We start from the raw sequence: 25,690 nt of genomic DNA on the forward strand, positions 1-25,690 counted from the left end.
TTCGCGTGGCCGAGCCCGCTGCGTCGGCGATCGGCGGTGCGCCGGAGGTGTGGGCCGTGGCCGGGTGGTGGCAGTCGATCCGCGCCCTCAGGGGTAGTCGCGTGCAACAGTGCGCTGCTGCGGCGATCATCGGTGCGCCGAAGACACGGATCGTGGTCCGGGTGGTGGCGGTCGACCCGCGCCTTCGGTGGCATCTGTGTTCCTCAGACCATCGCGGGGGTACGCAGCGCGGCCGCGATGCGTGCGCGGTGGAAGTCGGCTGTGCCCCACGCGGTGCGCAGCGCAGCGACCTTGGTGATCCACAGCGACAGGTCGCATTCGGCGGTGTAACCGATGGCGCCGTGCACCTGTAGGCCCGCACGCGAGGCGCGGTGGGCGGCATCGCCGCAGGCCACGATGGCTGCCGAGACGTCGCGAGCGCGATCCTCGGAGTCCAGCGTGAGGGCGGCGCGGTACAGCAGCGGTTCGGCCAGATCCAGCGCGATCAGCACGTCGGCGAGTTGCTGCTTCACGGCCTGGAATTCGCCGATGGCGCGGCCGAACTGCTTGCGCTGCTTGGCGTAGGTGGTGGTCTGGTCGAGCAGCGCGCGGCCCGCGCCGAGCAGCTGGGCGGCACAGGCCAGGACGCCGAGATCGAAGGCGTAGTCGATGGCGTCCTGAACGCCGTCGGCCACGCTCTCGTCGGCCTCGACCTGGAACAGCTTGCGTGCCGGATCGATCGAGGCGATGGGCCCGACCTGCGATCGGCTCGCATCGGCCGACTGCTCGTCGCCCGACGGGGTGCGACGCCCGATGGCCAGCTGTCCGTCGTCCGCGACCAGCACCAGATCGGCGACGTCGGCATCGAGTGCGATGCCGCGCTGCGGACTGCCGAAGCTGACAGTGCCGAGCAGCGCACCACCCGCGAGCGCGGGCAGCCAGCGCTGCGCGGGCTCGGCGTTCGGAAGACGCTGCAACAGTGCCGGAATCACCGCGGTCGATTCGATCACCGGACCCGGCGCCGCGGCCCGGCCCAGCTCGACCAGGGCGACGATGAGATCGACCGGTGTGGCTTCTGCGCCGTCGTACTGCTCGTCCACGATCAGGCCGAACACACCCATCTCGGCCACCTGCCGAAGCAGCGTGCGCCCCTTGGCGGTGTCGCCCTCGGCCCACGCGCGAACGGCTGCGGGCGTCTGCCCGGCGTCGAGGATCTTGCGCAGCTCGGTGGCGAAATCGAGTTGTTCGGTGCTGAGGGCGAATCTCATCGCTTGCTCTCCCTTGGCAGGCCGAGGATGCGCTCGGCGATGATGTTGCGCTGGATCTCGTTGGTCCCCGCGTAGATCGGGCCGGACAGCGAGAACAGGTAGCCGTCGGTCCACTTGCTCTGCTGCTCGGCGGCGGTGCCGAGCAGGTCCAACGCCGTCTGGTGCATGGCGATGTCGAGTTCGGACCAGTAGACCTTGGTGATCGAGGACTCCGCGCCGAGCTGGCCGCCGTCGGTCAGCCGGGTGACGGTGCCGAAGGTGTGCAGGCGGTAGGCCTCGGCGCCGATCCAGGCGTCCACCACGGCATTGCGCGCGGCGGTGTCCGCGAGTTCGGTCGTCTCGGTCCACAGGTCGATCAGCCGCTGGGCGGTCGCGCTGAACCGGCCGGGGCTGCGCAGCGACAGGCCGCGCTCGTTGCTAGAGGTCGCCATCGCGACCCGCCAGCCCTCGTTCGGCGCGCCGATCACGTCGCGATCGGGGACGAAGACATCATCGAGGAAGATCTCGGCGAAGCCGGGCTCGCCGTCGAGCTGCGGGATCGGCCGCACGCTCACGCCGTCGGCCGAGAGCGGGAACATCACGTAGGTCAGGCCGTGATGACGCTGCGCCTCGGGATCGCTGCGGAACAGGCCGAAGGCCCAGTCGGCGTAGGTGGCGCGCGAGCTCCAGGTCTTCTGGCCGTTGAGGATCCAGCCGCCCTCGGTGCGCCGCGCGGTCGAGCGCAGGCTCGCCAGGTCGCTGCCCGATTCGGGCTCCGACCAGGCCTGCGCCCAGATGTCGTCTCCGCGCGCCATCCGCGGCAGGATCCGGGCCAGCTGTTCTTCGGTGCCGTGCTCGAACAGGGTCGGCGCGAGTAGGAAGATGCCGTTCTGGGCGACGCGCCCCGGCGCACCCGCCGCGTAGTACTCCTGCTCGAACAGGACCCACTCGAGGATGGAGGCATCGCGCCCGCCGTACTCGACCGGCCAGGACACCGCCGACAGGCGGGCATCGGCGAGCTTGGCCTCCCAAGCGCGGTGGGCTTCGAATCCCGCCGCCGTGTCCATCGATGGCAGCGGCTCGCTGGGCACGTTGGCGGCGAGGAACTCGCGCACCTCCAGCTGGAACTCCCGGACTGCCGGGTCGATCTCGAGATTCACGCTTTCTCCTTCATCGAGCGGGCATTCATCCCGCCCAGCGAATCGGCGCCGACTTCGGCATTGTGGGCGTGCGCGAAATGGTGCAGCCCGAAGACCGAGTCCATTCCGCTGCGCATTCCCATCAGGTCTTCGGCCTGGTTGACGGCCTTCTTGGTGAGCGCGAGCCCGAATTGCGGCATGGCGGAGATCTTCTCGGCCAGCGCCATCACCTCGGACTCGAGTTCCTCGCGCGGCACGACCCGGTTGACCATGCCCCACTCCTTGGCCTGGTCGGCGCCGAACCGGTCACCGGTGAACAGGAACTCCTTGGCCGCGCGCGGACCCATCACCCACGGATGCGCGAAGTACTCCACACCCGGAATGCCCATCCGGACAACGGGATCGGAGAAGAACGCGTCATCCGAGCAGACGATCAGATCGCACACCCAGGCGAGCATCAGCCCGCCCGCGATGCAGGCGCCCTGCACCATCGCGACGGTCGGCTTGGGGATCTCCCGCCAGCGGCGGCACATACCCAGGTACACCTCGGACTCGCGGGCGAAGCGCTGGTCGCCGCCGGCGCGGTCGACGTGGTCCCACCACAGCGCGGCCTTGTTCTCGTAGTGCGCGTCGTGGTCGCGACCCGGCGTGCCGATGTCGTGGCCCGCGCTGAAGTGCTTCCCGTTGCCCGCCAGCACGATCACCTTGACCTCGGGGTCCTCGACGGCCCGCACGAACGCGGCGTCGAGGGCGTAGGTCATCTTCGAGTTCTGCGCGTTACGGAACTCGGGCCGGTTCATGGTGACGACGGCGACCGGCCCGCGCACCTCGTAGGTGACGACCTCGGTTTCGGTTTCGGGACTCACGACTTCTCCTCACGTAGCTCACGCTTGAGCACCTTGCCCGCCGCGCTGTAGGGCAGCTGGTCGCGGAACTCCACGAGCCGGGGCACTTTGAAATTGGCCAATGTGCTCGCGGCGTAGGCGATCACCTCGTCCGCGGTCAGCGTCGATCCGGCCCTGCGGACGACGACGGCCTTGCCGACCTCGCCCATCCGCTCGTCCGGCACGCCGAAGACCGCCGATTCGGCGACGCCGTCGAGCCGGGCCAGGGTCTGCTCGATCTCGGCGGGGTACACGTTGAACCCGCCGGTGATGTACATGTCCTTGAGCCGGTCGGTGATCTTCAGGTAGCCGCGCTCGTCGACGATGCCGATATCGCCGGTGTGCAGCCAGCCGTCGGCGTCGATCGCCTCGGCGGTGGCCACGGGATCGTCGAGATAACCGAGCATCACGTTGGGGCCGCGCAGCAGCACCTCACCGGCCTCGGACAGGCGCAGTTCGAAGTCGGCGATCGGCCCGCCACAGGTGTTGGCGATGGTGGCCGCGTCGTCGTCGGGGCGGCACATGGTGCCGAAACCGGCCGACTCGGACAGGCCGTAGGCGGTAATGACCACCTCGAAGGCGAGATCGTCGCGCATCCGCTCGATCAGCACCACCGGCACGGTCGCCGCGCCGGTCACCGCCACCCGCAGCGAGGACAGGTCGCGCTCGGCGCGCTGGGGATGCTCGAGGATGGTCTGGTAGATCGTCGGCGGACCGGTCAGCACGGTGATCCGCTCGGACTCGATCAGCGCCAGCGCGGCGGGCACGTCGAAGGTGGCCTGCGGGACGATCGTGGCCCCGGTGACCAGGCACGCGAGGATGCCCGCCTTGTAACCGAAGTTGTGGAAGAACGGCGGGATCATCAGGTAGCGGTCGCCCGCGCGCAGGGTCGAGCACTCGACCCACCCGCGCACCACGCCGAGCGCCTGCCGGTGCGCGACGAGGGTGCCCTTGCTGCGGCCGGTGGTGCCGGAGGTGAACAGGATGTCGGCGATGTCGTCGGGGGAGACCTGCGCCGCCCGCCGCTCGCCCTCCTCGGCGGAGACAGCCGCCGCGCGGTCGAGCAGTTCGTCCCAGGTCAGCACGGCTGCCGTTTGTGTGCCCTGGTCCGCATCGGCGCGCAACGTGGTCGAGGACGCGGCGCCGTCCTCGACCGGAATCACCACCACGGTCCCGATACCGAGCGCCGAGGAGCCCGCAAGCAGCTCGGCGGCCCGGTCGCGGCCGAGGAACGGGCCTGCGACGAACAACGCCTTCGCGTCGACGCGCTCGAGCACATCGATCGCCTCGGCCGCCACATAGCGGGTATTGAGCGGTACCAGCGCGGCACCGACCGAGTGCGCGGCCAGCGCCGCGACCACCCAGTGATGGGTATTGGGCGCCCACATCGCGACCCGGTCACCGGGGGCGATGCCGCGGGCGATCAGCGCGCGCGCCGCGATCCGTACCTGGTCGAGTAGCTCGGGCCAGGTCAGGCGGGTCGCGCCGTCGATCAGGGCCGGCTCGTGCGGATGCGCCGCGGCGACGTCTCGCAGTGCCTGCGGGGTGGTCTGTGCAGGGGTTGTCACGGGGTCCTCACCAATCGGCTAACAAAGCAAGTGCTTGGTAGGTTATCCTACCGACGTGGGCGTGATCCAGACCTCAGATTCCGATACCGCGACCTCCGACGCGGAGTTTTGCGCGGAAATACGCGACTGGCTGGCCGAAAACCTGGCCGGGGAGTTCCGTGACCTGCGTGGCACCGGCGGGCCGGGGCGCGAGCACGAGTTCTTCGAAGAGCGGCTTGCCTGGGACCGGCACCTCGCCGCGGCGGGCTGGACCTGCCTCGGCTGGCCGGTCGAATACGGCGGCCGCGGTGCCAGCGTGCGCCAGCAGGTCATCTTCCACGAGGAGTACGCGAAGGCCGACGCGCCGGCGCGGGTCTCGCACGTGGGTGAGGAACTGCTCGGCCCGACGTTGCTTGCCTTCGGTACCGACGAACAGAAGAAGCGCTTCCTGCCGGGCGTGCGCTCGGTGAGCGAGCTGTGGTGCCAGGGCTACTCCGAGCCCGGCGCGGGTTCGGACCTCGCCGCGGTGAGCACCACCGCGCGCCTGGACGGCGACCGCTGGGTGATCAACGGCCAGAAGATCTGGACCTCGCTCGCGCACGTCGCCGACTGGTGCTTCGTCATCGCGCGCACCGAGAAGGGGTCGAGCAGGCACAAGGGCCTGTCCTACCTGCTGGTGCCGATGAATCAGCCGGGCATCGAGGTGCGCCCGATCGAACAGCTCACCGGCACCTCCGAATTCAACGAGGTGTTCTTCGACGACGCCGTCACCGAGGCGGGCCTGGTCGTCGGCGAGCCGGGCGACGGCTGGCGCATCGCGATGGGCACGCTGACCTTCGAGCGTGGTATCTCCACGCTCGGCCAGCAGATCCGCTTCGCCCGCGAACTCGCCGATATCGAGGCGCTGGCCCGGCGGACCGGCGCGGCCGACGACCCGCTGATCGCCGAGCGCATCGACAACGCCTGGGTCGGCCTGCGGGTCCTGCGCGCGCACGCGCTGCGGACCATGAGCGAGGACGTCGACGATGCCGGTGGCGCGTCGGTCTCGAAGTTGTTGTGGGGTAACTGGCATCGCGGACTCGGCGAACTCGCCATGGCGGTGCAGGGCGCCGCCGGGCTGGTCCTCGGTCCCGAAGACAACCCAGACATGACCGCATGGCAGCGGCTGTACCTGTTCAGCCGTGCCGACACGATCTATGGAGGTTCGAACGAAGTGCAGCGCAACATCATCGCCGAGCGTGTGCTCGGCCTGCCGCGGGAGGCCCGCCCGTGACCGGCCCGCTCTCCGTCCCGCCCCCGTCCATCCCCGGCCACGGCCTGCTGACCGGCCGCAAGGCCGTCATCACCGCCGCGGCGGGCACCGGCATCGGCTCGGCCACCGCGCGCAGGCTGCTGGAAGAGGGCGCTGACGTCGTCGTCTCCGACTGGCACGAGCGCAGGCTCACCGAGACCGCCGAGCTGCTGGCCAAGGAGTTCCCCGAGCGCAAGGTCGGCGCGGTGGTCTGCGATGTCCGCGACACAGCGCAGGTCAACCAGCTGCTCACCGATGCCGCCGCCGAACTCGGCCGGATCGATGTCATGGTCAACAACGCGGGCCTCGGTGGCGAGACGCCCGTGGTGGACATGACCGACGAGCAGTGGGATCAGGTCCTCGACATCACCCTGACCGGCACCTTCCGCTGCACCCGTGCCGCGCTCGGTTACTTCCGGTCGGCGGGCCACGGCGGCGTGATCGTCAACAACGCCAGCGTCCTCGGCTGGCGCGCCCAGCACGGCCAGGCGCACTACGCCGCGGCCAAGGCGGGCGTGATGGCGCTGACCAGGTGCAGCGCGGTGGAAGCCGCCGAGTTCGGGGTGCGGATCAACGCCGTCGCGCCGAGCATCGCGCGTCATCCGTTCCTGGACAAGGTCAGTTCCTCGGAGCTGCTCGACGCGCTCAGCGAACGCGAAGCCTTCGGCCGGGCCGCCGAGCCTTGGGAAGTAGCGGCGACGATCGCCATGCTGGCCAGTGACTACACCTCGTACCTGACCGGTGAGGTGGTCTCGGTGAGCAGTCAGCGCGCATGATGAGCGGGCGCGAGAGTGCGGAGTTTCCGGAAACCAAGCAAATGCTTGGCCTTAGGATGACGTTGTGACCGCATCCGACACCGTGAAACGTACTCGCCGCGACGAACTCCTCGATCTCGCCGCGAACCTGTTCGCCGAACGTGGACTGCGTGCCACCACCGTGCGTGACATCGCCGACTCGGCGGGGATCCTCTCCGGCAGCCTCTACCACCACTTCGACTCCAAGGAGTCGATGGTCGACGAGATCCTGCGCGGCTTCCTCGACGACCTGTTCGGCCGCTATCGCGAGATCGCGGCCGCCGGGCTCAGCTCGCGAGAGACCCTGGAAGCCCTGGTGATCGCCTCCTACGAGGCCTTCGACCGGCATCACGCCGCGGTCGCCATCTACCAGGCCGAGGCCAAGAACCTGCGCGATGCCGAACGTTTCGGCTACATCCGCGACTTCAACACCGAGTTCCGCGACCTGTGGCACAAGGTCCTCACCGCGGGCGTGGCCGACGGCAGCTTCCGGCCCGAACTCGACGTGGAACTGGCGTTCCGCTTCCTGCGCGACACCGTGTGGGTCGCGGTCCGCTGGTACACCCCCGGTGGCCCGATCACCGTGCAAAGCCTTGCCCAGCAATATCTGACCATCGTGCTCGACGGGCTCACCGTGCCCGGGAGCAGTCCGAAGTAGGAGTTCCCCATGACCGCACCCGCCGAGCGCCGCCCGTACACCCCGCTGCGGCAGGCCTATGTGATCGATGCGGTGCGTACCGCGGTCGGCAAGCGCAATGGCGCGCTGGCCGGCGTGCACCCCGCCGACCTCGGCGCCGCCGCCCTGCGCGGCCTGATCGAGCGCACCGGCATCGATCCGGCCGTCGTCGACGACGTGATCGTCGGCTGTGTCGACAACATCGGCCCGCAGGCGGGCAATATCGGCCGCACCATGTGGCTGACCGCCGGTTTCCCCGAAGAGGTTCCCGGCGTCACCGTCGACCGGCAGTGCGGTTCCAGCCAGCAGGCGATCAACTTCGCCGCCCAGGCCATCATGAGCGGCACGGCCGAGGTCGTCGTCGCCGGCGGCGTGCAGAACATGAGCGCCATCCCGATCTCCGCGGCCATGCTCGCCGGCAAGGAGTACGGCTTCGAGTCGCCGTTCGTCGGTGCCACCGGCTGGGATTCCCGCTACGGCACCGGCGAGGTCTCGCAGTTCCGCGGCGCCGAGCTGATCGCCGAGAAGTGGGGCATCACCCGCGAGGACATGGAGCACTGGGCGCTGCGCAGCCACGAACGCGCCCGCGCCGCCATTGCCGAGGGCCGCTTCGAGGCCGAGATCGTGCCGGTCGGTGACTTCACCGTCGACCAGGGCCCGCGCGAGACCAGCCTGGAGAAGATGGCGAGCCTGCAGCCGCTCGGCGAGGGCAGCCCGCTGACCGCCGCGGTCGCCAGCCAGATCTCCGACGGCGCCAGCGCCACCCTGCTCGCCTCCGAGTGGGCGGTGCAGGAATACGGCCTGACCCCGCGTGCCCGCATCCATCACGTCAGCGCGCGTGGCGCCGACCCGATCTTCATGCTGAGCGCGCCGATCCCGGCGACGCAGTGGGCGCTGGAGAAGACCGGCCTGACCATCGACGACATCGACGTCATCGAGATCAACGAGGCCTTCGCGCCGGTGGTGCTGGCCTGGATCAAGGAGATCGGCGCCGATCCGGCGAAGGTGAACGTCAACGGTGGCGCGATCGCACTGGGTCACCCGCTCGGCGCTACCGGCGCCAAGCTGTTCGCGACCCTGCTGCACGAACTCGAGCGGGTGAACGGCCGCTACGGTCTGCTCACCATCTGTGAGGGTGGCGGCACGGCGAACGTGACCATCATCGAGCGGCTGGACGCGTAGTACGAACCGGCGTGAACGTGCGATCGGGCGTCGCTCAGTCAGAAATCTGACTGCATCGCACCGTTTTGCACGTTTACGCCGGGCTCTACCGAGCATTGGAGTGGTCCTAGCGCACGCGCCATCCGCGCCTACGATGGACCGGGTGAAGGTGCTCGGCGCGTGCCCGCTCGACTGCCCCGACGCGTGCTCGTGGGTGGTGACCGTCGAGGACGGGAAAGCCACCGGGCTGCGGGGCAACAAGGACCATCCGGTGACCCGTGGCGCGCTGTGCGTCAAGGTGAATCGGTATCTCGAGCAGCTCGGGTCACCGGACCGGCTGCGCTATCCGCTGCGCCGGGTCGGGCCGAAGGGCTCCGGCCGATTCGAGCGGATCAGCTGGGATGAGGCGCTCGACGAAATCGCCACCCGGCTAACCGGCATCATCGACGAGTTCGGCGCCGAGGCGATCTGGCCGTTCCACGGCACCGGCAGCCTCGGTTACCTCCAGGGCTTGGAGGGCTATCCGGGCCGCCGGATGTTCAACGTGCTCGGCGCCTCCCACCACGCGGCGACGATCTGCTCGGTCGCGGGCGGCACCGGCCTGCGCTACACGCTCGGCACCTCCGGTGGCATGGATCCCGAGGATTTCGCGAAGTCGGAACTGATCCTGCTGTGGGGCACCAACCCGCTCACCTCCGGGCACCACCTGTGGAAATTCGTGCAGGACAGCGGCGCCTACCTGGTCTCGATCGACCCGGTGCGCACCAAGACCTCCGAACGCTGCGACGAGCACATCGCCCCGCTGCCCGGCACCGACGCCGCGCTGGCACTCGGTCTGCTGCATGTCATCGTCTCGCTCGGCGCGCAGGACGAGCGGTTCATCGCCGAGCACACCGAGGGCTGGCCCGAATTCCGCGACCGCGTCACGGAATTCACCCCGGAGCGCACCGCCGCGATCACCGGCGTACCGCGGGAGCGGATCGTCGCGCTCGGTGAGCGGATCGCCCGCACCAGGCCGACCGCGATCCGCGCCTCCCAGGGCATGCAGCGCCATGCGGGCGGCGGAATGGCGCTGCGGGTACTCGCCTGCCTGCCGGGCGTCACCGGCGACTGGGCGATTCCCGGTGGGGGCCTGCACTATTCGACGAGTGGTCACTTCCGGCTCGACGACGCGGCGCTGGTCCGCGACGATCTCCTGCCGCACCCGGTCCGCACGCTGTCGATGACCCGTCTCGGCGAAGCCCTGCTCGAGACCGAGGATCCGCCGGTCAAGGCTCTGTTCGTGATCGGGGCCAACCCCGTCGGCTCGAACCCCGACCAGCGCAGGGTGATCGAAGGCCTCTCCCGCGACGACTTGTTCACCGTGGTGCTCGAGCATTTCGCCACCGACACCGTCGACTACGCCGACATCGTGCTACCCGCCACCATGCAGCCCGAACACCTCGACGTCATCGCCGGCTACGGTCACCTCTACCTGGTCTGGAACGAGCCCGCCGTCGAGCCGCCGGGCGAATGCTTGTCCACCACCGAGACTTTCCGCAGACTCTCTCATCGCCTCGGCCTCACCGAACCCGCGCTCTACGACTCCGACGAGGAACTAGCCAGGCAGCTGCTGAAGGGCCACGACCTCGACCGGCTCAGGGCCGACGGGTTCCTGAAGATCCAGCCCGGTTCGGTCCCGGCGGACAAACTCCAATTCGTCTCCACGCGAGCCGAACTGGCCGGACACGATCCGTTGCCCGACTACACGCCACCCGCCGACGAGGGTGACGGGCTGGTGCTGATCTCCGCCGCCTCGCACTATTTCCTCAACACCTCTTTCGGCAGCAACCCCGAATTGCGCCGCCGAGCAGGCGATTCCACGATCACCCTGCACCCCGACGACGCCGCCACCCGCGACATCACCGACGGTGCCGCGGTGCTGGTGTCCAACGCGCGCGGCGCATTCGAGGCGGTGGCCGAGGTATCGGACCGGGTCAGGCCGGGCGTCGCCGCGACGACCAAGGGCCGCTGGGCCAAGTTCACCGACGGCGCCACCGTCAACGCGACCATCGCCGAACGGGATTCGGACTACGGCGGCGGCGCGGTGTTCCACGACAACCGTGTCGAGGTGCGCCCGCGCTGATCACCCCCGCCCGGGCCGCTCAGAACTCGACGGCGTCGCGGATCAGCGGGCAGGTCATGCAGTGTCCGCCGCCGCGGCCGCGGCCCAATTCGGCGCCGACGATGCTGATCACCTCGACGCCTTCCTTGCGCAGGGCCGAATTGGTGTGGGTGTTGCGGTCGTAGGCGAAAACGACACCGGGTTCGACAGCGACCAGGTTGTTGCCGCTGTCCCACTGCTGTCGTTCGTTGGCGTAGTAGCCGCCGCCGGTCTCCACCACCCGCAGCTTCGGCAGGTTCAGCGATTCGGCCACCACATCGAGGAACGGTGCGGTCTCCTCGATCACCTCGACGCCGGGTGCGCGGTCGCTGGGCCGCAGGGAGAACGGGTGGATGCCGTAGACGATGTCGGGGTACACCGTGACCAGGTCGCGGTCGGCGAAGGTGAACACGGTGTCGAGATGCATCGCCGAGCGCAGCTTCGGCATTCCGGCCACGATCACCCGCTCGGCGGCACCTGCCTCGAACAGCGACGCGGCGACCTGGGTGATCGCCTGCCGGGACGTCCGTTCGCTCATCCCGATCAGGACCACCCCGTTGCCGACCGGCATCACGTCGCCGCCCTCGAAAGTGGCCAGCCCCCAATCCTGTTCGGGATCGCCCCACCAGACCTTCGCGCCGGTGAAGTCGGGATGGAACGCGTAGATCGCGCCCATCAGCAGGGTCTCGTCGTGCCGGGCGGGCCAGTACAGCGGATTGAGCGTGACGCCGCCGTAGAGCCAGCAGGTGGTGTCGCGGGTGTAGAGAGTGTTCGGCAGCGGCGGCATCAGATACTCGCGGACCCCGGTCTGCTCGCGCGCCAGAGCCAGGTAACCGGAACGGAATTCGGCGGGCAGGTCCGCGGTCGCGAGTCCGCCGAGAAGGTAGGTCGCCAGGGTGCGGTCGTCCACCGAGTCCAGGTAGGCCCTGGTGCCGTCGATCAGCCCGAGCCCGACCTCGTTGGCCACGATCTTGCGATCGAGAATCCAGTCCTTCGCGCCGGGCACGGCGAGGGTTTCGGCGAGCAGATTGTGGAGCTCGACCACCTCGACGCCGCGGTCGCGCATCTTCGTCATGAAGTCGAAGTGGTCGCGTTTGGCGTTCTGCACCCACAGCACATCGTCGAAGAGCAGATCATCGCAATTGGTCGGAGTGAGCCGCTCGTGTGCCAGGCCGGGCGCGCACACCAGGACTTTGCGCAGCGTGCCGACTTCGGAGTGGACGCCGAACGCGGTGGCGGGGGTTCCGGTCATTTCTGCTCCTCAGATCGGGCGGACTCAGATCGAGATGGCTCCGGTCGCCAGGCCGGCGATGCCGACGACGGCGCCGAGGGCGACGGCACCGAACAGGACCGCCTCCCAGGGCGAGAAGACCCGCCTGCCCGCCTCGCGACGGGTCAGGGCGAACAAGATGGTGCCGGGCGCGTAGATGATGCACGACAGCAGCAGGAATTCGAGTCCGGCCGCGACGAGCATGAACGCGGTGTAGAAGGTGGCGACGAAGGCGATGACGAGCTCTGTGGCGCGGTTGTCCGGTTCGATCTGCTCGTAGGTCTCCCTGGTGTAGGCGAGTTTGAGAGCGTAGGCCGCGGCAAGCAGGTATGGCACCAGCGACAGCGAACTGCACAGCTTGAGGGTGAAGGTGAAGGCGTCGTCCGAGAACAGGGTGGTGATCAGCACGATCTGGATAAGCACGCTGGTGAAGATCAGCGCCACCACCGGTACCTCGGCGTTGTTGACCCGGGTCAGGAACGACGGCATGTCCCGGTCCTTCGCCGCCACGAACAACACCTCGGCGGCCATCAGTGTCCAGGCCAGGTAGGCGCCGAGGACCGAGATGATCAGTCCGATGCTGATGAACCAGGCGCCCCAGGTGCCGACGGCGGATTCGAACACCGGCGACATCGACGGCTGCTGCGCCGCGGCGAGTTCGGCACGCGGCATGATGCCGAACGACACCATGGTCACCGACGCGAAAATGGCGAGCACGCTGAGGAATCCGAGCACGGTGGCGCGGCCGATGTCCTCGCGCTTGCGCGCGTACCTGGAATACACGCTCGCGCCCTCGATGCCGAGGAACACGAAGACCGTCACCAGCATCGTCGAACGCACCTGTGCGACCAGCGATTCGGAATACGCCTCGCCGCCCCAGAAGTTGTCCGCGAAGACACCGGGGTCGAAGAAGAACAGCAGCACCACGATGAACACCAGGATCGGCACCAGCTTGGCCACGGTGACGATCTGGTTGATGGCGGCGGCCTCCTGGACCCCGCGCAGCACCATGAAATGGAACGCCCAGATGCACACCGTCGACAGCAGCACCGCGGGAACGGTGTTGCCCTCGCCGAAGATGGGCAGCACCTGCCCGAGGGTGGACTTGATCAGCACCCAGTAGCTGACATTGCCGACACAGGCGCTGGCCCAGTACCCGAACGCGGAGAAGAAGCCGAGGTACTCACCGAAGCCGGCCTTGGCGTAGGCGTAGACACCGGCGTCGAGGTCTGGTTTGCGCACGGCCAGCGTCTGGAAGACGAACGCCAGCATCAGCATTCCAGTGCCTGCGATCGCCCAGGCGATGATCGCGCCGAATCCGCCGGTGGCCTGCCCGAAGTTGCGCGGTAGCGAGAAGACGCCCGCACCGACCATGGAGCCGACCACCATCGCCGACAAGGTCAGCAACGGCATCTTCTTCGTCGCTGTCTGTTCCGAGGCTGTCATCGCGCTACTCCTCCGGATCGGTGCCGGCGAGGGAACGCGCGCGGACGATGACGGGCGTGGCAATCATCGCGCATACCGGCATCGGTGCGGCCTGGACCTGCCGCTGATTCCCGGCGTCCACGCGACCTCCCGCCACGATGTCGATGTCCGGCAAATTCTAGGCGACCGGCCACCGTCGGCAGCGGCTTCGAGCGCGTGTCGTGGCCGCGAGACCCGGACGACATCGGCCCGAAAAGAGCACCGGACCCGATGCGCACCTCGTGAGTGCGGCACCGGGTCCGGTGTTCGATCGCCCCATGGGACCGACGGTTGGCTCTGGGCCGTCGATCGGGGCGAGCTTGTGGAGGGAGCCGGGTGTGGCTCCGGTCAGTGGGCCTCGGAGGCGGGTTCGATGGTCAGCGCCGAGATCGCCTCGATCCGGGCGACGGCGTCGGTGACGATCCCGTCGATCAGCTCGGCCACGGTCGGCAGGCTGTCGATGATGCCGGTGACCTGGCCCGCGGGCAGCACGCCCGCGTCGGTGCGGCCCTCGACGAGACCGGCCTTGGTCAGCATCGCCGAGTTGGCCGCCATCACGACCTGGGACCAGCTGAGGTCCTTGGTCTTGCGCATCGCCAGGCCGTCACGCATCAGCGTCGACCACTTCATGCCGGTCATGGACTTGAACTTGGCCGCATTGCCGACCGCCGCGGACAGGCCGCGCCAGCCGCCGGAGTGCTCCAGCTTCTCGACCAGTTCGGTGTTCAGCATCCGGTGCGGCATGCCGTCGACCTTCACCGAGACCACCGTGTCCTGCAGACCGCGCGCCAGGTACTCCTGCTTCACGGCCTCCGGGACGGTGCTCTCCTGGGTGAGCAGGAATCGGGTGCCCATGGCGACGCCCGCCGCGCCGTAGGACAGCGCGGCGGCCAGGCCGCGACCGTCGAAGAAGCCGCCCGCCGCGATCACCGGGATGTCGACGGCGTCGAGCACCGACGGCAGCAGCAGGGTGGTGGCGACCGGGCCGGTGTGCCCACCGCCCTCGCCGCCCTGCACGATCACCGCGTCGGCGCCCCAGGAGGCCACCTTCACCGCGTGCTTGGCGGCGCCGATCGACGGAACCACCACCACGCCGGCGTCTTTGAGCTTGGCGATGAGGTCCTTCTTGGGCGCGAGCGCGAAGGACGCGACCTTGACCCGCTCACGGATGAGCAGGTCGATGCGCTCGGTGGCATCGGTGGCGTCGGCGCGGATGTTCACGCCGAACGGCTTGCCGGTCAGCGACTTGGTCTTGGCGATCGCCGCCTCGAGCTCCTCGAAGGTCATCGTGGCCGAGGCCAGGATGCCGAGGCCGCCCGCGTTGGCGGTGGCCGCGACCAGGCGCGGACCGGCGACCCAGCCCATCCCGGTCTGCACGACCGGATGCTCGATCCCGACCAGCTCGGTCAGCGGAGTCCGCAAGCGCGCGCTCACGCCGCCACTTCCTTCTCCCGGAAACCCTTGGGGTCGAGCACGGTTCGGATGATCCGCAGCTCTTCCTCGGTGGGCAGCCTGGTCTCGCCCGCGGTGCCGAGCTCGGCCACCTCGAAGGAGGTGTTCTCGGCGACCTCGTCGGCGCTCACACCCGGATGCAGCGACAGCGCGCGCAGGGTGTGGTCGGGACCGTTGAAATCGAAAACGCCCAGGTTGGTCACCACCCGGTGCAGGTGGTGGAAGCGGTAGGCCGGGTTCTCGGGATCGATACGGTCGTAACCGATTCCGGAGATGATGTCGACCTGATCGACGAACACCCGCTTGTTGTGCCGGGGCACAAAGTAGCTGGTGGCGTGGTTGATGGTGTTGCCCGGCGCGCCGCGCACACCGAACATCTGCCGGGTCGGCTGCTGCAGCGGACCGAAGGCCGACAGGTTCTGGTTGCCGAACCGGTCGATCTGGTTGGCGCCCATCACCACGTGCCGACGGCCGGAAGCGACCACATCGAACACCTTGGAGAACGGAATCCAGCCCTCCACAGGGGCTTTCGCGCCGATCGCCGGGACCTCGGCGAAGAACAGCGCCTCGCCGTCGGACAGCAGCAGATCGGGCTCGAAGGTGAGCCGGGCCAGCCGGGCGCCGATGGTGGTGACCGTCGACATCGGGCTCGCCATGATCTCACCGGCCCCACGGAAGATCTCCGCGGCGGCGACGACGCAGACCTCAGCACGAGTAATGCTCATAGCTTCTGCTCCTCGGCGAAAGCGTGGACAGCGGACTGGTATTCGTCCTCGGAGACATCCAGATAGCGGGCCTTGAACTCGGCCCACGACTCGGGCGTCGCCGCGGCGGCCACATAGTGCTTCTGGAACTTCTCGTCGCGGCCGTAACTGCCGGAGAAGGTGAAGTGCGCGCCACCGGGCGATTCGACGACCCCGTCGACCAGCATCCGGTTGAGGATGATCGACTGCTGCGGAACGGCTTTCACCAGCTCCTCGGTCTCGACCAGGCGATCCACCGAGACGTAGCGCCGCTCGGCGGCCAGGCAGTACAGGTCGTCGAAGTACGGGTCGACGCCGGTGTAGGCGGCATTGCCGTGCTTGTCGGCCAGGTCCAGGTGCACGAAGGAGGCGTCGAGGTTCAGCGCAGGCATGGCGACCAGCGTCTCGGTCCTGCCGTCGGCGGCCGGGTAGGGCGACTGGACCGTCTTCAGCTCGCCTTCCCAGAAGTCGATCACCGACGAACCGAGGCCCGCCCGGATCGGCAGGAACGGCAGCCGGGCCGCGGCGGCCTGCAGACCGCACTTGACCATGCCCTCGTCCATCTCGCGCACGGTGATCGCGCCCTCGGTGCGCGCCTTGGCGAACCACGGATCGTAGAAGGGCGCCGAATCCAGCGAGACGAACCCGTAGTACGCCTTGCGCACCTTGCCCGCCGAGCACAGCAGGCCCAGATCGGGACCGCCGTAGGTGACCACGGTCAGGTCGGTGACATCCGAGCGCAGCAGCGCGCGTACCAGCGCCATCGGCTTGCGCCGGGAACCCCAGCCGCCGATGCCGATGGTCATGCCGCTGCGCAGCTCGCCGACGACCTCGTCGAGCGTCATTCTCTTGTCGCGCATGGCGCCTACTTCTCCTTCTTCTGCGCGGCGAGATCGTCGTCGAAACGCGCCCTGATCTCGTCGGCGACACCGGCGAGGTTGAGCTCCATGGTGAAGCCCTGCTCGTAGCGGTAGGAGCGGTGCACGTCCTGCACGTCGATGCCGTTGAGCGCGCGCTTGGCGGCCCGGATCACGCGGCCGTCCTTGTTCGCGATGTTCTTGGCGACCTCCATGGCCGCGGCGTCGAGTTCGGCGCGCGGCACCACCTGGTACACCGAGCCGTAGTGGTGCAGCTGCTGGGCGGTGAGCTTGCCCGCGGTGTAGAACATGGTCCGCATCAGATGCTGGGGGACCAGCCGGGCCAGGTGCGTGGCCGCGCCGAGCGCGCCACGGTCCACCTCGGGCAGGCCGAAGGTGGCGTCGTCGGAGGCGATGATGACATCGGAGTTGCCGACCAGCCCGATGCCGCCGCCCAGGCAGAACCCGTTGACGGCGGTGACCACGGGCACCTGGCAGTCGTAGACGGCCGCGAAGGCCTCGAAGCAACCATGGTTCGCGCGGATCAGCGCGGTGTGCCCGGTATCGGCGTTCATCTCCTTGATGTCGACGCCGGCGTTGAACCCACGGCCCTCGGACCGCAGCACGACCACCCGGGTCTCCGGATTACGGCCCGCCTCCCGGATGGCGTCGGCCAGGGCGAACCAACCGTCGGACGGTAGTGCGTTGACCGGCGGGTAGTCGACTGTGACGACTTCGACGCCCTCGGTTTCGGTGTGACGGTTTATCCCCATCGCAAGTCCCATCGTGCGCGACTCGGGCGAACCCCGAGACAAAGCAAGCAATTGCTTGGTAGGTTAGCACGGTGGCTGTAGAAATCGACCTTTCCGAGCAGATCGTTCTGGTGACGGGCGGCGTGCGCGGCGTCGGCGCCGGCATCAGCCGGGCCTTCCTCGCCGCTGGCGCGACCGTGCTGACCTGCGCGCGCAGGCCCGCCGACGAACCGATCACGGTGGGTGAGCGCAGCACCGAACACCTCACCTGCGATGTCCGCGACGTCGACGCGGTGGCGGCGATGTTCGCCGAGATCCTGGCCAGATACGGCCGGATCGACCACGTGGTGAACAACGCGGGCGGCGCGCCGTTCGCGATGGCCGATGCGGCGAGCCCGAAGTTCCACGCCAAGATCGTGGAGCTGAATCTGCTCGCACCCCTGCTGATCTCGCAGCAGGCCAACGCGGTGATGCAGAAGCAGGACGCGGGCGGCTCGATCGTGATGATCACCAGCGTCAGCGGGCACCGGCCCTCGCCGGGCACCGCCGCCTACGGCGCGGCCAAGGCGGGCCTGGACAACCTGGCCTCTTCGCTGGCCGTCGAATGGGCGCCCAAGGTCCGCCTGAACTCCGTCGTCGTCGGCCCGGTCGAGACCGAGCTCAGCCACCTGCACTACGGCGACGCCGACGGTGTGGCCGCGGTCGCCAAGACCGTGCCGATGGGCAGGCTGGCCAGCCCCGCCGACGTCGGCAGCGCCGCGCTCTTCCTCGCCTCAGCCCTGGCCGCGCACGTCAGCGGCGCCACCCTGCTCGTCCACGGCGGCGGCGAACGCCCGGCCTTCCTGGACGCCGCCACCGCCAACCACTAGACCCCGATAAGACACAGGAGCTCATATGGACGACCAGCAGTTGATCTGCGCGGGCCGCACCGTCATCGTCACCGGCGCGGGCCGGGGGATCGGCCGCGCGCACGCGCTCGCCTTCGCCGCCGCGGGCGCGCGCGTGGTGGTCAACGACGTCGGCACCGCGCTCGACGGCGCCGAGACCACCGAGACCCCGGCCCAGCAGGTCGTCGACGAGATCGTCGCCGCCGGTGGCGAGGCCGTCGCCAACTACGACGACATCGCCGACTGGGAGGGCGCCCGTCGCCTGATCCGCCAGGCCGTCGACACCTTCGGTGGCCTCGACGTGCTGGTGAACAACGCCGGCTTCGTGCGCGACCGGATGCTGGTCAACCTGGGCGAGGACGAGTGGGACGCGGTGGTTCGCGTGCACCTCAAGGGTCACTTCGCCACCATGCGGCACGCGGCCGAGTACTGGCGGGGCGAGTCCAAGGCGGGTCGTCCGGTCGACGCCCGCGTCATCAACACCAGCTCCGGCGCCGGTCTGCAGGGCAGCGTCGGCCAGGGCAACTACGGCGCGGCCAAGGCAGGCATCGCCGGTCTCACCCTCACCGCGTCGGCCGAGTTCGGCCGCTACGGCGTCACGGTGAACGCGATCGCGCCCGCCGCCCGCACCCGGATGACCGAGACGGTCTTCGCCGACACCATGGCCGCCCCCGATTCCGGCTTCGACGCGATGGCGCCGGAGAACATCTCCCCGCTCGTCGTGTGGCTCGGCAGCGCCGAGTCGGCCGGGGTGACCGGCCGGATGTTCGAGGTGGAGGGCGGAAAGGTGGCGGTCGCGCAGGGCTGGCGCCACGGTGCTCCGGTCGACCGCGGCGCCCGCTGGAATCCGGCGGAGCTGGGCCCGGTCGTGGCCGAACTGATCGAGAAGAGCGTCGCACCGGAACCGGTGTACGGCGCATAGCAAACATGTGGAGCGCAGGCCGGGGAAACCTCCCCGGCCTGCGCTTTTGGCATGTCACGCCCGTTTAGGGGACTGGACGGCTCTTGCTCTCTCCTGCGTGGAAGCAACGGTGGGTTTACCATGGGCTACTGTTCGTCGATCCCGGAATGTGTCGCGACCGGGGGTAATGCTGCGCTGAACGGATGAGGGGATGACAAGCGCATGGCCGTTGGTCGCATCGTGCGCGTGCTTGCCGCTGCGAGCGTGCTGGCCGGATCTGCTCTGCTCTGGCCTGCTCTCGCCGCCGCCGCACCGGAAAAACCACCGACTCCCGCCGCCCAGGCGCCCGGGAGTGGAAGCAGTGGACAGGGGAATGACAACGGTCAGGGGAACGGCGGTCAGAACGGCAAGCTCGGCGAGCTGAGGCTGCCCAGCGGCTCCGGTGACGGCGGCCAGGGCAACCAGGGGCAGGCCCCCACTGATCCCGCCGGTGCGCCCGTCGCCGGTGACAGCGAGTGGCAGCCGCTGAACATCCCCGGCCAGTCCACGTATGACATTCCGAAGAAGGAAGTCAACGGCTCCGGTTCCGCCGCGGGCTCCGCAGCCGCCGGTTCGGCCGCAGCCGGCGCTGTCCTCGGTACCGGCTCCGCGGGTCTCGGCCTGCTGCTCGGCACCGGTTCGGCCGGCGTCGGCGCCATCCTCGGTACCGGTTCAGCCGGTATCGCGGCAGTCCTCGGCACGGGTTCGGCAGGCGCCGCCGGCGTCCTCGCGACCGGTTCGGCTGGTGCGGCCGCGGTGCTCGGCACCGGTTCGGCTGGTGCGGCGGCAGTACTCGGTACCGGCTCGGCAGCGGTCGGTTCGGCCGCCGCAGGCACCGGTTCCGCTGCCCTCGGCCTTGGCTCCGCTGTCCTCGGCACCGGTTCCGCCGCAGTGGGTTCAGCGGGTATCGGCTCCGCTGCCGTCGGTTCCGCAGGCGCGGGTTCGGCCGCGGTCGGCTCGGCTGCCGTCGGTTCCGCCGCGGTGGGCTCGGCCTCGCCGCTGCTCTTGCTGCTGATCCCGATCCCCTCCGCCCCGGCAGCGCCCGCATTGCCCTCGATCGCGATTCCGCCCGCGCCCGCCGCGCCGTCCGTGCCGAATATCGCTGTGGCAGCGCCGGTTCCGGCCGCGGCACCGCCCGCCGTCGAGGCGCCCGCAGCACCGCCCGCGGCGGCCGCGCCTGCCCCGGCGGCAGCACCGAATCACGCGTTCAAGCCGACCAGCGACAACAGTGGCCTGCCCGAACCGAAACTGCTGTCGGTGATCGGCGGCCTGATCGCGTTGGCCCTGGCCGGTACCGGCTCGGGCGCAGTGAGTTTCCAAGGTGCCGCGGCAGCCCAAGCACGGGTGAACGCGGCGCGTGCCGAGTTCTTCGGACCGAGGTCGTGAGGGGATCTTCGATGAGCAAGAGCAAGACCCAGAGCACCTCCAGGTCCTACCGCCGCGTCGCCGCCGCGGTGGACGCGGTCTGCGCGGTCGCCGCCGACTCCGACGCGACCACCCTCGATGAGGTCGTCGCGGCGATCTCGCGCGAGCGGAAGCGCGAAATCGAGATCACCAGTGCGCAATTGGGCCCCGGCGTCTGTGGTCAGCGCCGGTTCTATCCGGAACGCGACATCATCGTCCTGGCCGACGCGCTACCCAGTCGCGACCACACCCTCGCGCACGAACTGGGCCACATCGTCTTCGACCACGAGGGCGCGCACGCGGTGGAGACCACGCTCGAGGTCAGTGACGACCTGATCGCCTACATGCTCAGCCAGCGCGCCCACGCGCAGATCGTCGACGACGGCGCCGACGACCTCGCCGAGTGGGAGGCCGAGACCTTCGCGGCCATGCTCATGACCCGGCTGCGCGTGTTCAACAACCGGGGCGCAGGCGTCTCGGTCCTTCGATTCGATGAGGCACTCGGATGACACTCTGGTTGACAGCCCTGCTGGTCTGGGTTGCCGCGGGTGCGCGAGTGGGTCGCGTGCTGGTCAAGCCGGCGACGACCGCCCGCGTGGCCATCGTCGTCGCGGTCGCCGCCGTCGCACTCGCGGCGACCGTCGCCATTCCCGATATCGCGGTGGCCGTGGACAATCTGCTACCCGGCGGCCTCCGCAGCGGCTGGTTGTCCACCGGCATCGTCGATTCGGCGTGGATCCTGTTCACCACGGCCACCTCGGTGGTCGCCTCGGCCGCGTGGCCGGTGGTCTCGCGCCGCAATCTGCGCCAGATCGCGCTGATGGTCTACGGCCTCGGTGCCCTCGCGATCGCGATCACCCTGGCGTGGTCGTTCACCTTCGGCTGGCTCGTGGTCGCGCTCGGCGCGGTCTTCATCGTGACCACCGGTCTGCGCAACCTGGACTGGACGACACTGGGTCGCGGCATCGCGATCTACACCGCTGGAACGGCTTTGGTCGCGGTGCTCGCGGTCGCCAACGCGGGCCGCGGTTTCCAGAACGCCGAACCGGCCCCGCCCGGCGAGCCCACCTGGGGTTGGCAGGCCTGGGAGATCGCGAGTCTGCTGATCGCGTTCGGCGCGGTGTCGATCGTGGTCGAGTTGTGGGGGCGTGCGCGGATGACACTGCGCCGCATCCGTCCGCTGCACAAGCTGATGATCGGGCGCTTCCCCGATGTGGTCGCTCCCGAACAGAACGCCACCTCGACCCAGCTGAAGGCCTCCGACCACGTGGCCCAGGTGATGGACGCGCTGTATCTGCTCTCCGGCAGCGGCATCGTCATCCCGGCGGCGGGCGAACCGCCTGCCTCGGTGCCGGAGCGGGCCACGGTCGTCGCCGAATGGGCGCGAGATCCGTTGGGGGACTTGTTCGTCGACGCGCGCTGGATCGCGCCGCCGCCGGGTGTGAGCCCGCGCGGCTGGGTACTGGCGATCGCGACCAAGTACGACGCGGCCGTCGCCGCGGCGGGCGCGACGCCGAAGAGCGCGGCCGCCGCCAGCTGAGTATCAACACAGAGAACGGGCCTGAGCTGGTGGATTTCACCGTCTCAGGCCCGTTCGCTGTGCACGTATCCAATGTTTCTCGGCCGTACCCAGGACACCAGCAGGTGCGTCAGGCCGACCGTCGCGTGGATCCTATTCCGTTCCGTCCGGAGGAATTTCGGGCAAGCCCTCGCTGGCCCTCAACTTCTCCGCCATGGAGGTGAGCAAATTCTGTGATTCTTCCGAGAGGTCGAATGCCCTGCTGGACAGTCGACGCAGCCCGTAGCCCTGCAGCTGCGCGAGCAGTTCCAGGTCGTGATCGATCTTGGCCGCGTAGATGTCGTTGAAGAAGTAGTCAGGCTTGACCTTGAAGAACTTCGCCAGGGCGGCCACCGTCTCGTCGGACGGGTTGGTTCGTTGTCCCGACCGCAGCTGCGAGAGATACGGCTTCGAGATCGGATGCCCGGAGGCAGTCAGCGCAGCCGCAACCTCTGCGTTGGTGTGCGGCTTGCGCCCCGGGGGATGCACGGTTTCGAACAGCTTGTTCAGCCGCGCCGCGAAATCAGCCATTGTGAGCCGCCCAATTCCCTTCACTGTACTAACAGTCGTTATCTCGGATACGTATCATTGATATTAGCGGCTCAGTAACTGAAAACCTACGCCTGATTCCGGATTTCTCTACGGTTTCCGACGCTCACCTGCGTGCAGGGGCGGCGGCGGTCGCGTTTGCGGGTCACGCCAACGACTCTTGTCGAGCCCGAGGGTGCCGGGGTTCGTGCCCGTCGCGGGGTTCTTCGACCATAGGCCGATGGTAGCGTGAAGTTAGCTGATGTCTCATGTTCCCCCGGGCCCCCTGGATTGTGTGGCGTACGACACGTTCCGGGCGCCCTGGGATGAATGTTCAACCTGGGCGCCCGGTTTCGGTGAGGTCCAGTCTACAGGCGTTCGATGATCGTTCCGGTCGCGAGCGCGCCGCCTGCGCACATCAGCACCATGGCCGTGCCCTTGCCCGTTCGTTCGAGCTCGTGCAAAGCGGTGGTGATGAGCCGGGAACCGGTGGAGCCGACCGGATGCCCGATTGCGATCGCACCGCCGTTGACATTTACCCGGTCCATGTCCGGCTGATGTACAGAAGCCCATGAAAGTGCGACCGACGCGAATGCTTCATTGATCTCGAAAAGGTCGATATCCGCAATCGTCATTCCGGAGCGCTCGAGCAGCCGGGTGCACGCCTGTACCGGACCGTCGAGGTGGAACTCCGGCTCGGCGCCGACGAGCACCTGGGTGTGGATGCGCGCCCGCGGCCGCAAACCCTTGTTGCGCGCGACGGTTTCGTCCATCAGCAGCACCGCGGCCGCGCCGTCGGAGATCTGCGACGAGGTGCCCGCGGTGTGGATGCCGTCGGCGACGACGGGCTTCAGTGCCGCGAGACCCTCGAGCGTGGTGGCGCGCAGACCCTGGTCGCGGGTCACCTCCAGCTTCTCGCCGGTGGCATTGCCCTCGCCGTCGAGCACCGGCGCCGACACCGGGAGCACCTCGCGATCGAAGCGGCCCTCGGCCCAGGCCTGAGCCGCCAATTGCTGTGAGCGCAGGCCGAATTCGTCGATATCGGAGCGGGTGATGCCGCGCCTGCGGGCAATTCGCTCGGCCGCGCCGAACTGATCGGGCAGATCGATCGACCACGACGCGGGCCGCCGCGGGCCCGCCTCGGTGCCGACGTTCGCGCCGAGCGGGACGCGGCTCATGGCCTCGACGCCGCAGGCGATGCCGGTGTCGATCGCGCCGGTGGCGATCAGGCCGGCGACGAGGTGGTTGGCCTGCTGCGCCGAGCCGCACTGGGCGTCGATGGTGGTGGCGCCGGTCTGCCAGGGCAGGCCCGCGTGCAGCCAGGCGACCCGGGTGACGTTGTTGGACTGCTCGCCCGCCTGGGTGACGCAGCCGCCGATCACCTGCTCGACCTCGGCCGGGTCGATGCCTGCCCGATCGAGCAGGCCGCGCTGGGCCAGGCCGAGCAGCTCGGCGGCGTGCAGTCCCGAAAGCTGTCCGCGGCGCTTGCCGATCGGGGTACGCACGGCCTCGACGATCACGGGTGTGCCCATGTGATTCTCCCTCGTAACTGCAACAAGTTCTGTTTCTACATCCAGGGTAAAACCGCGTGGTTCTTCCGTCACGGCAACCCCTATGCTTGAATGATTGTAGAACGTGTTTCAGTTTGTCGAAGGAGACATCTGGTGGTAGATCCGCGCACCGAACACGCCGGCCCCGGTCAAGCGACGGGCACCCGGCCGAACCTGCCGGACGGGTTCGACGTCACCGACCCTGCTATCTACGCCGAGCGTGTCCCGACAGAGGAATTCGCGGAGCTGCGGCGCGCGGCTCCCATCTGGTGGAATCCGAAGTCGCCCGACGTCGGCGGGTTCCACGACGACGGCTTCTGGGTGGTGAGCAAGCACGCCGACGTGAAGGAGGTGTCGCGTCGCAGCGACGTGTTCTCCACCTACGAGAACACCGCGATCCCGCGCTTCAACGACGACATCACGCGCGAGCAGATCGAACTGCAGCGTTTCGTCATCCTCAACAAGGACGCGCCGGAGCACACCAAGCTCCGCAAGCTGATCGCCAAGGGCTTCACCCCGCGCGCGGTCAACGGCCTGCGGGCCGAGTTGTCGGCGCGCGCGGAGAAGATCGTGAAGGCCGCGGCCGAGTCGGGCGGCGGCGACTTCGTCACGCAGGTGGCCTGTGAGTTGCCGCTGCAGGCGATCGCCGAGCTCATCGGCGTGCCGCAGGAAGACCGGATGAAGGTCTTCGAGTGGTCCAACGACATGACCGGCTACGACGATCCCGACAATGTCGACGTCGACCCGGTCGCCGCGTCGATGGAGCTGCTCGGCTACTCGTACCAGATGGCCGAGGCCAGGAAGGCCTGCCCGGCCGACGACCTGGTCACCACGCTGATCGAGGCCGACGTCGACGGTGAGGCGCTCACGCCGGAGGAGTTCGGCTTCTTCGTCATCGTGCTGGCCGTCGCAGGCAACGAGACCACCCGCAACGCCATCAGCCACGGCATGATCGCCTTCATGGAGAACCCCGACCAGTGGGAGTTGTTCAAGAAGGAGCGCCCGTCCAGCGCGGTCGACGAGATCATCCGCTGGGCCACGCCGGTGACCTCCTTCCAGCGCACCGCGCTCGAGGACACCGAACTGGGTGGCGTGCAGATCAAGAAGGGGCAGCGTCTGGTCATGCTGTACCGCTCGGCCAACTTCGACGAGGACGTCTTCGAGAACCCGGAGAAGTTCGACATCATGCGCCAGGACAACCAGCACCTGTCCTTCGGCGGCACCGGCGCGCACTTCTGTGTCGGCGCGAACCTGGCCCGCCTGGAGATCGACCTGATCTTCAACGCGATCGCCGATCACCTGCCCGATATCACCAAGGTGGGTAACCCGCGACGCCTGCACTCGGGCTGGCTCAACGGCATCAAGGAACTGCCGGTCGACTACAAGACCTCGGGTTGCCCGGTAGCGCACTGAGATCCGAGTAG

Annotated in this window: 23 protein-coding genes; 11 read left to right on the forward strand and 12 right to left on the reverse strand. The window is 68.6% G+C overall.

All coding sequences use genetic code 11. The features are described from left to right. Positions 1 to 203: 203 nt before the first annotated feature. The 4 genes from ACWF9G_RS10280 to ACWF9G_RS10295 are packed head-to-tail and all read right to left on the reverse strand — an operon-like array spanning position 204 to position 4,817. Positions 204 to 1,247, reverse strand: coding sequence for an acyl-CoA dehydrogenase family protein (locus ACWF9G_RS10280; RefSeq protein ID WP_452514806.1), 1,044 nt, complete (start codon positions 1,245 to 1,247; stop codon positions 204 to 206). Further along, a complete protein-coding gene (locus tag ACWF9G_RS10285) occupies positions 1,244 to 2,386 on the reverse strand; it encodes an acyl-CoA dehydrogenase family protein (RefSeq protein WP_452514807.1) in 1,143 nt (380 codons plus the stop codon). The genes ACWF9G_RS10280 and ACWF9G_RS10285 overlap by 4 nt, the downstream gene beginning before the upstream one ends. Continuing rightward, a complete protein-coding gene (locus ACWF9G_RS10290) occupies positions 2,383 to 3,231 on the reverse strand; it encodes an enoyl-CoA hydratase (RefSeq protein ID WP_379309802.1) in 849 nt (282 codons plus the stop codon). Before ACWF9G_RS10290 ends, ACWF9G_RS10285 begins: the two co-directional genes overlap by 4 nt. Then, a complete protein-coding gene (locus ACWF9G_RS10295; RefSeq protein WP_452514808.1) occupies positions 3,228 to 4,817 on the reverse strand; it encodes a FadD3 family acyl-CoA ligase in 1,590 nt (529 codons plus the stop codon). The genes ACWF9G_RS10290 and ACWF9G_RS10295 overlap by 4 nt, the downstream gene beginning before the upstream one ends. Before the next feature lie 55 nt (positions 4,818 to 4,872). Here ACWF9G_RS10295 and ACWF9G_RS10300 point away from each other — a divergent pair, with 55 nt between their 5' ends. The 5 genes from ACWF9G_RS10300 (at position 4,873) to ACWF9G_RS10320 (ending at position 10,843) form a co-directional block, all read left to right on the forward strand. After that, positions 4,873 to 6,069: an acyl-CoA dehydrogenase family protein gene (locus tag ACWF9G_RS10300; RefSeq protein WP_379309799.1), complete on the forward strand. Its 1,197-nt coding sequence runs from the start codon at positions 4,873 to 4,875 to the stop codon at positions 6,067 to 6,069. Beyond that, entirely contained in the window at positions 6,066 to 6,863 is a 798-nt protein-coding gene (locus ACWF9G_RS10305; RefSeq protein WP_365010086.1) for an SDR family oxidoreductase, read from the forward strand. The genes ACWF9G_RS10300 and ACWF9G_RS10305 overlap by 4 nt, the downstream gene beginning before the upstream one ends. A gap of 64 nt (positions 6,864 to 6,927) precedes the next feature. After that, positions 6,928 to 7,539: a TetR/AcrR family transcriptional regulator gene (locus ACWF9G_RS10310; protein WP_452514809.1), complete on the forward strand. Its 612-nt coding sequence runs from the start codon at positions 6,928 to 6,930 to the stop codon at positions 7,537 to 7,539. A 9-nt stretch (positions 7,540 to 7,548) separates the two neighbouring features. Next, the gene (locus ACWF9G_RS10315) at positions 7,549 to 8,739 is read left to right on the forward strand and encodes an acetyl-CoA C-acetyltransferase (protein ID WP_379309797.1); all 1,191 of its coding nucleotides are present in this window, start codon (positions 7,549 to 7,551) and stop codon (positions 8,737 to 8,739) included. Between the two features lie 133 nt (positions 8,740 to 8,872). Beyond that, on the forward strand, positions 8,873 to 10,843 hold the full coding sequence (locus tag ACWF9G_RS10320; RefSeq protein ID WP_452514810.1) for a molybdopterin-containing oxidoreductase family protein: 1,971 nt from the start codon (positions 8,873 to 8,875) through the stop codon (positions 10,841 to 10,843). Positions 10,844 to 10,862: 19 nt separating this feature from the next. Here ACWF9G_RS10320 and ACWF9G_RS10325 read toward each other — a convergent pair whose 3' ends face one another. The 6 genes from ACWF9G_RS10325 to ACWF9G_RS10350 all read right to left on the reverse strand — a co-directional run bounded on the left by ACWF9G_RS10325 (position 10,863) and on the right by ACWF9G_RS10350 (position 17,420). Further along, positions 10,863 to 12,113 carry an arginine deiminase gene (locus ACWF9G_RS10325; protein WP_379309795.1) on the reverse strand — a complete coding sequence of 417 codons (1,251 nt, stop codon included), beginning with the start codon at positions 12,111 to 12,113 and terminating at the stop codon, positions 10,863 to 10,865. 24 nt (positions 12,114 to 12,137) lie between these two features. Then, a complete protein-coding gene (locus ACWF9G_RS10330; RefSeq protein ID WP_452514811.1) occupies positions 12,138 to 13,577 on the reverse strand; it encodes a basic amino acid/polyamine antiporter in 1,440 nt (479 codons plus the stop codon). A gap of 366 nt (positions 13,578 to 13,943) precedes the next feature. Continuing rightward, positions 13,944 to 15,029 carry an NAD(P)H-dependent flavin oxidoreductase gene (locus ACWF9G_RS10335; protein WP_452514812.1) on the reverse strand — a complete coding sequence of 362 codons (1,086 nt, stop codon included), beginning with the start codon at positions 15,027 to 15,029 and terminating at the stop codon, positions 13,944 to 13,946. Beyond that, the gene (locus tag ACWF9G_RS10340) at positions 15,026 to 15,772 is read right to left on the reverse strand and encodes a CoA-transferase subunit beta (RefSeq protein ID WP_379309792.1); all 747 of its coding nucleotides are present in this window, start codon (positions 15,770 to 15,772) and stop codon (positions 15,026 to 15,028) included. The genes ACWF9G_RS10335 and ACWF9G_RS10340 overlap by 4 nt, the downstream gene beginning before the upstream one ends. Continuing rightward, complete coding sequence (locus ACWF9G_RS10345) at positions 15,769 to 16,650, reverse strand: CoA transferase subunit A (RefSeq protein WP_379309791.1); 882 nt, start codon at positions 16,648 to 16,650, stop codon at positions 15,769 to 15,771. Before ACWF9G_RS10345 ends, ACWF9G_RS10340 begins: the two co-directional genes overlap by 4 nt. A 5-nt stretch (positions 16,651 to 16,655) precedes the next feature. After that, entirely contained in the window at positions 16,656 to 17,420 is a 765-nt protein-coding gene (locus ACWF9G_RS10350) for an enoyl-CoA hydratase family protein (protein ID WP_452514813.1), read from the reverse strand. Between the two features lie 71 nt (positions 17,421 to 17,491). Here ACWF9G_RS10350 and ACWF9G_RS10355 point away from each other — a divergent pair, with 71 nt between their 5' ends. The 5 genes from ACWF9G_RS10355 (at position 17,492) to ACWF9G_RS10375 (ending at position 22,170) form a co-directional block, all read left to right on the forward strand. Continuing rightward, positions 17,492 to 18,268 carry an SDR family oxidoreductase gene (locus ACWF9G_RS10355; RefSeq protein WP_452514814.1) on the forward strand — a complete coding sequence of 259 codons (777 nt, stop codon included), beginning with the start codon at positions 17,492 to 17,494 and terminating at the stop codon, positions 18,266 to 18,268. 25 nt (positions 18,269 to 18,293) lie between these two features. Beyond that, positions 18,294 to 19,208: an SDR family oxidoreductase gene (locus tag ACWF9G_RS10360; protein WP_452514815.1), complete on the forward strand. Its 915-nt coding sequence runs from the start codon at positions 18,294 to 18,296 to the stop codon at positions 19,206 to 19,208. Between the two features lie 201 nt (positions 19,209 to 19,409). Further along, on the forward strand, positions 19,410 to 20,612 hold the full coding sequence (locus ACWF9G_RS10365) for a hypothetical protein (RefSeq protein ID WP_452514816.1): 1,203 nt from the start codon (positions 19,410 to 19,412) through the stop codon (positions 20,610 to 20,612). A gap of 11 nt (positions 20,613 to 20,623) precedes the next feature. Then, on the forward strand, positions 20,624 to 21,139 hold the full coding sequence (locus ACWF9G_RS10370) for an ImmA/IrrE family metallo-endopeptidase (protein WP_452514817.1): 516 nt from the start codon (positions 20,624 to 20,626) through the stop codon (positions 21,137 to 21,139). Then, positions 21,136 to 22,170 (forward strand): hypothetical protein, encoded by a 1,035-nt coding sequence (locus ACWF9G_RS10375; RefSeq protein ID WP_452514818.1) that lies wholly within the window; start codon positions 21,136 to 21,138, stop codon positions 22,168 to 22,170. The genes ACWF9G_RS10370 and ACWF9G_RS10375 overlap by 4 nt, the downstream gene beginning before the upstream one ends. Positions 22,171 to 22,302: 132 nt before the next feature. Here the strand turns inward: ACWF9G_RS10375 and ACWF9G_RS10380 are convergent, their stop codons facing one another. Together ACWF9G_RS10380 and ACWF9G_RS10385 are read right to left on the reverse strand one after the other, a co-directional pair. Continuing rightward, positions 22,303 to 22,719, reverse strand: coding sequence for a helix-turn-helix domain-containing protein (locus tag ACWF9G_RS10380; RefSeq protein ID WP_019044759.1), 417 nt, complete (start codon positions 22,717 to 22,719; stop codon positions 22,303 to 22,305). A gap of 365 nt (positions 22,720 to 23,084) precedes the next feature. Beyond that, the gene (locus ACWF9G_RS10385) at positions 23,085 to 24,248 is read right to left on the reverse strand and encodes a steroid 3-ketoacyl-CoA thiolase (protein ID WP_452514819.1); all 1,164 of its coding nucleotides are present in this window, start codon (positions 24,246 to 24,248) and stop codon (positions 23,085 to 23,087) included. Positions 24,249 to 24,380: 132 nt separating this feature from the next. Here ACWF9G_RS10385 and ACWF9G_RS10390 point away from each other — a divergent pair, with 132 nt between their 5' ends. Continuing rightward, the gene (locus tag ACWF9G_RS10390; RefSeq protein ID WP_379078489.1) at positions 24,381 to 25,679 is read left to right on the forward strand and encodes a cytochrome P450; all 1,299 of its coding nucleotides are present in this window, start codon (positions 24,381 to 24,383) and stop codon (positions 25,677 to 25,679) included. Positions 25,680 to 25,690: the final 11 nt, after the last annotated feature.

The organism is Nocardia sp. NPDC055029, from assembly GCF_053608525.1.

Excerpts from the sequence above, each read along its gene's own strand:
- ACWF9G_RS10280 (WP_452514806.1), bottom strand. The coding sequence starts at position 1,247 with ATGAGATTCGCCCTCAGCACCGAACAACTCGATTTCGCCACCGAGCTG.
- ACWF9G_RS10315 (WP_379309797.1), top strand. The coding sequence starts at position 7,549 with ATGACCGCACCCGCCGAGCGCCGCCCGTACACCCCGCTGCGGCAGGCC.
- ACWF9G_RS10320 (WP_452514810.1), top strand. The coding sequence starts at position 8,873 with ATGGACCGGGTGAAGGTGCTCGGCGCGTGCCCGCTCGACTGCCCCGAC.
- ACWF9G_RS10325 (WP_379309795.1), bottom strand. The coding sequence starts at position 12,113 with ATGACCGGAACCCCCGCCACCGCGTTCGGCGTCCACTCCGAAGTCGGC.
- ACWF9G_RS10330 (WP_452514811.1), bottom strand. The coding sequence starts at position 13,577 with ATGACAGCCTCGGAACAGACAGCGACGAAGAAGATGCCGTTGCTGACC.
- ACWF9G_RS10340 (WP_379309792.1), bottom strand. The coding sequence starts at position 15,772 with ATGAGCATTACTCGTGCTGAGGTCTGCGTCGTCGCCGCCGCGGAGATC.
- ACWF9G_RS10345 (WP_379309791.1), bottom strand. The coding sequence starts at position 16,650 with ATGCGCGACAAGAGAATGACGCTCGACGAGGTCGTCGGCGAGCTGCGC.
- ACWF9G_RS10350 (WP_452514813.1), bottom strand. The coding sequence starts at position 17,420 with ATGGGGATAAACCGTCACACCGAAACCGAGGGCGTCGAAGTCGTCACA.
- ACWF9G_RS10360 (WP_452514815.1), top strand. The coding sequence starts at position 18,294 with ATGGACGACCAGCAGTTGATCTGCGCGGGCCGCACCGTCATCGTCACC.
- ACWF9G_RS10365 (WP_452514816.1), top strand. The coding sequence starts at position 19,410 with ATGGCCGTTGGTCGCATCGTGCGCGTGCTTGCCGCTGCGAGCGTGCTG.
- ACWF9G_RS10370 (WP_452514817.1), top strand. The coding sequence starts at position 20,624 with ATGAGCAAGAGCAAGACCCAGAGCACCTCCAGGTCCTACCGCCGCGTC.
- ACWF9G_RS10375 (WP_452514818.1), top strand. The coding sequence starts at position 21,136 with ATGACACTCTGGTTGACAGCCCTGCTGGTCTGGGTTGCCGCGGGTGCG.
- ACWF9G_RS10380 (WP_019044759.1), bottom strand. The coding sequence starts at position 22,719 with ATGGCTGATTTCGCGGCGCGGCTGAACAAGCTGTTCGAAACCGTGCAT.
- ACWF9G_RS10385 (WP_452514819.1), bottom strand. The coding sequence starts at position 24,248 with ATGGGCACACCCGTGATCGTCGAGGCCGTGCGTACCCCGATCGGCAAG.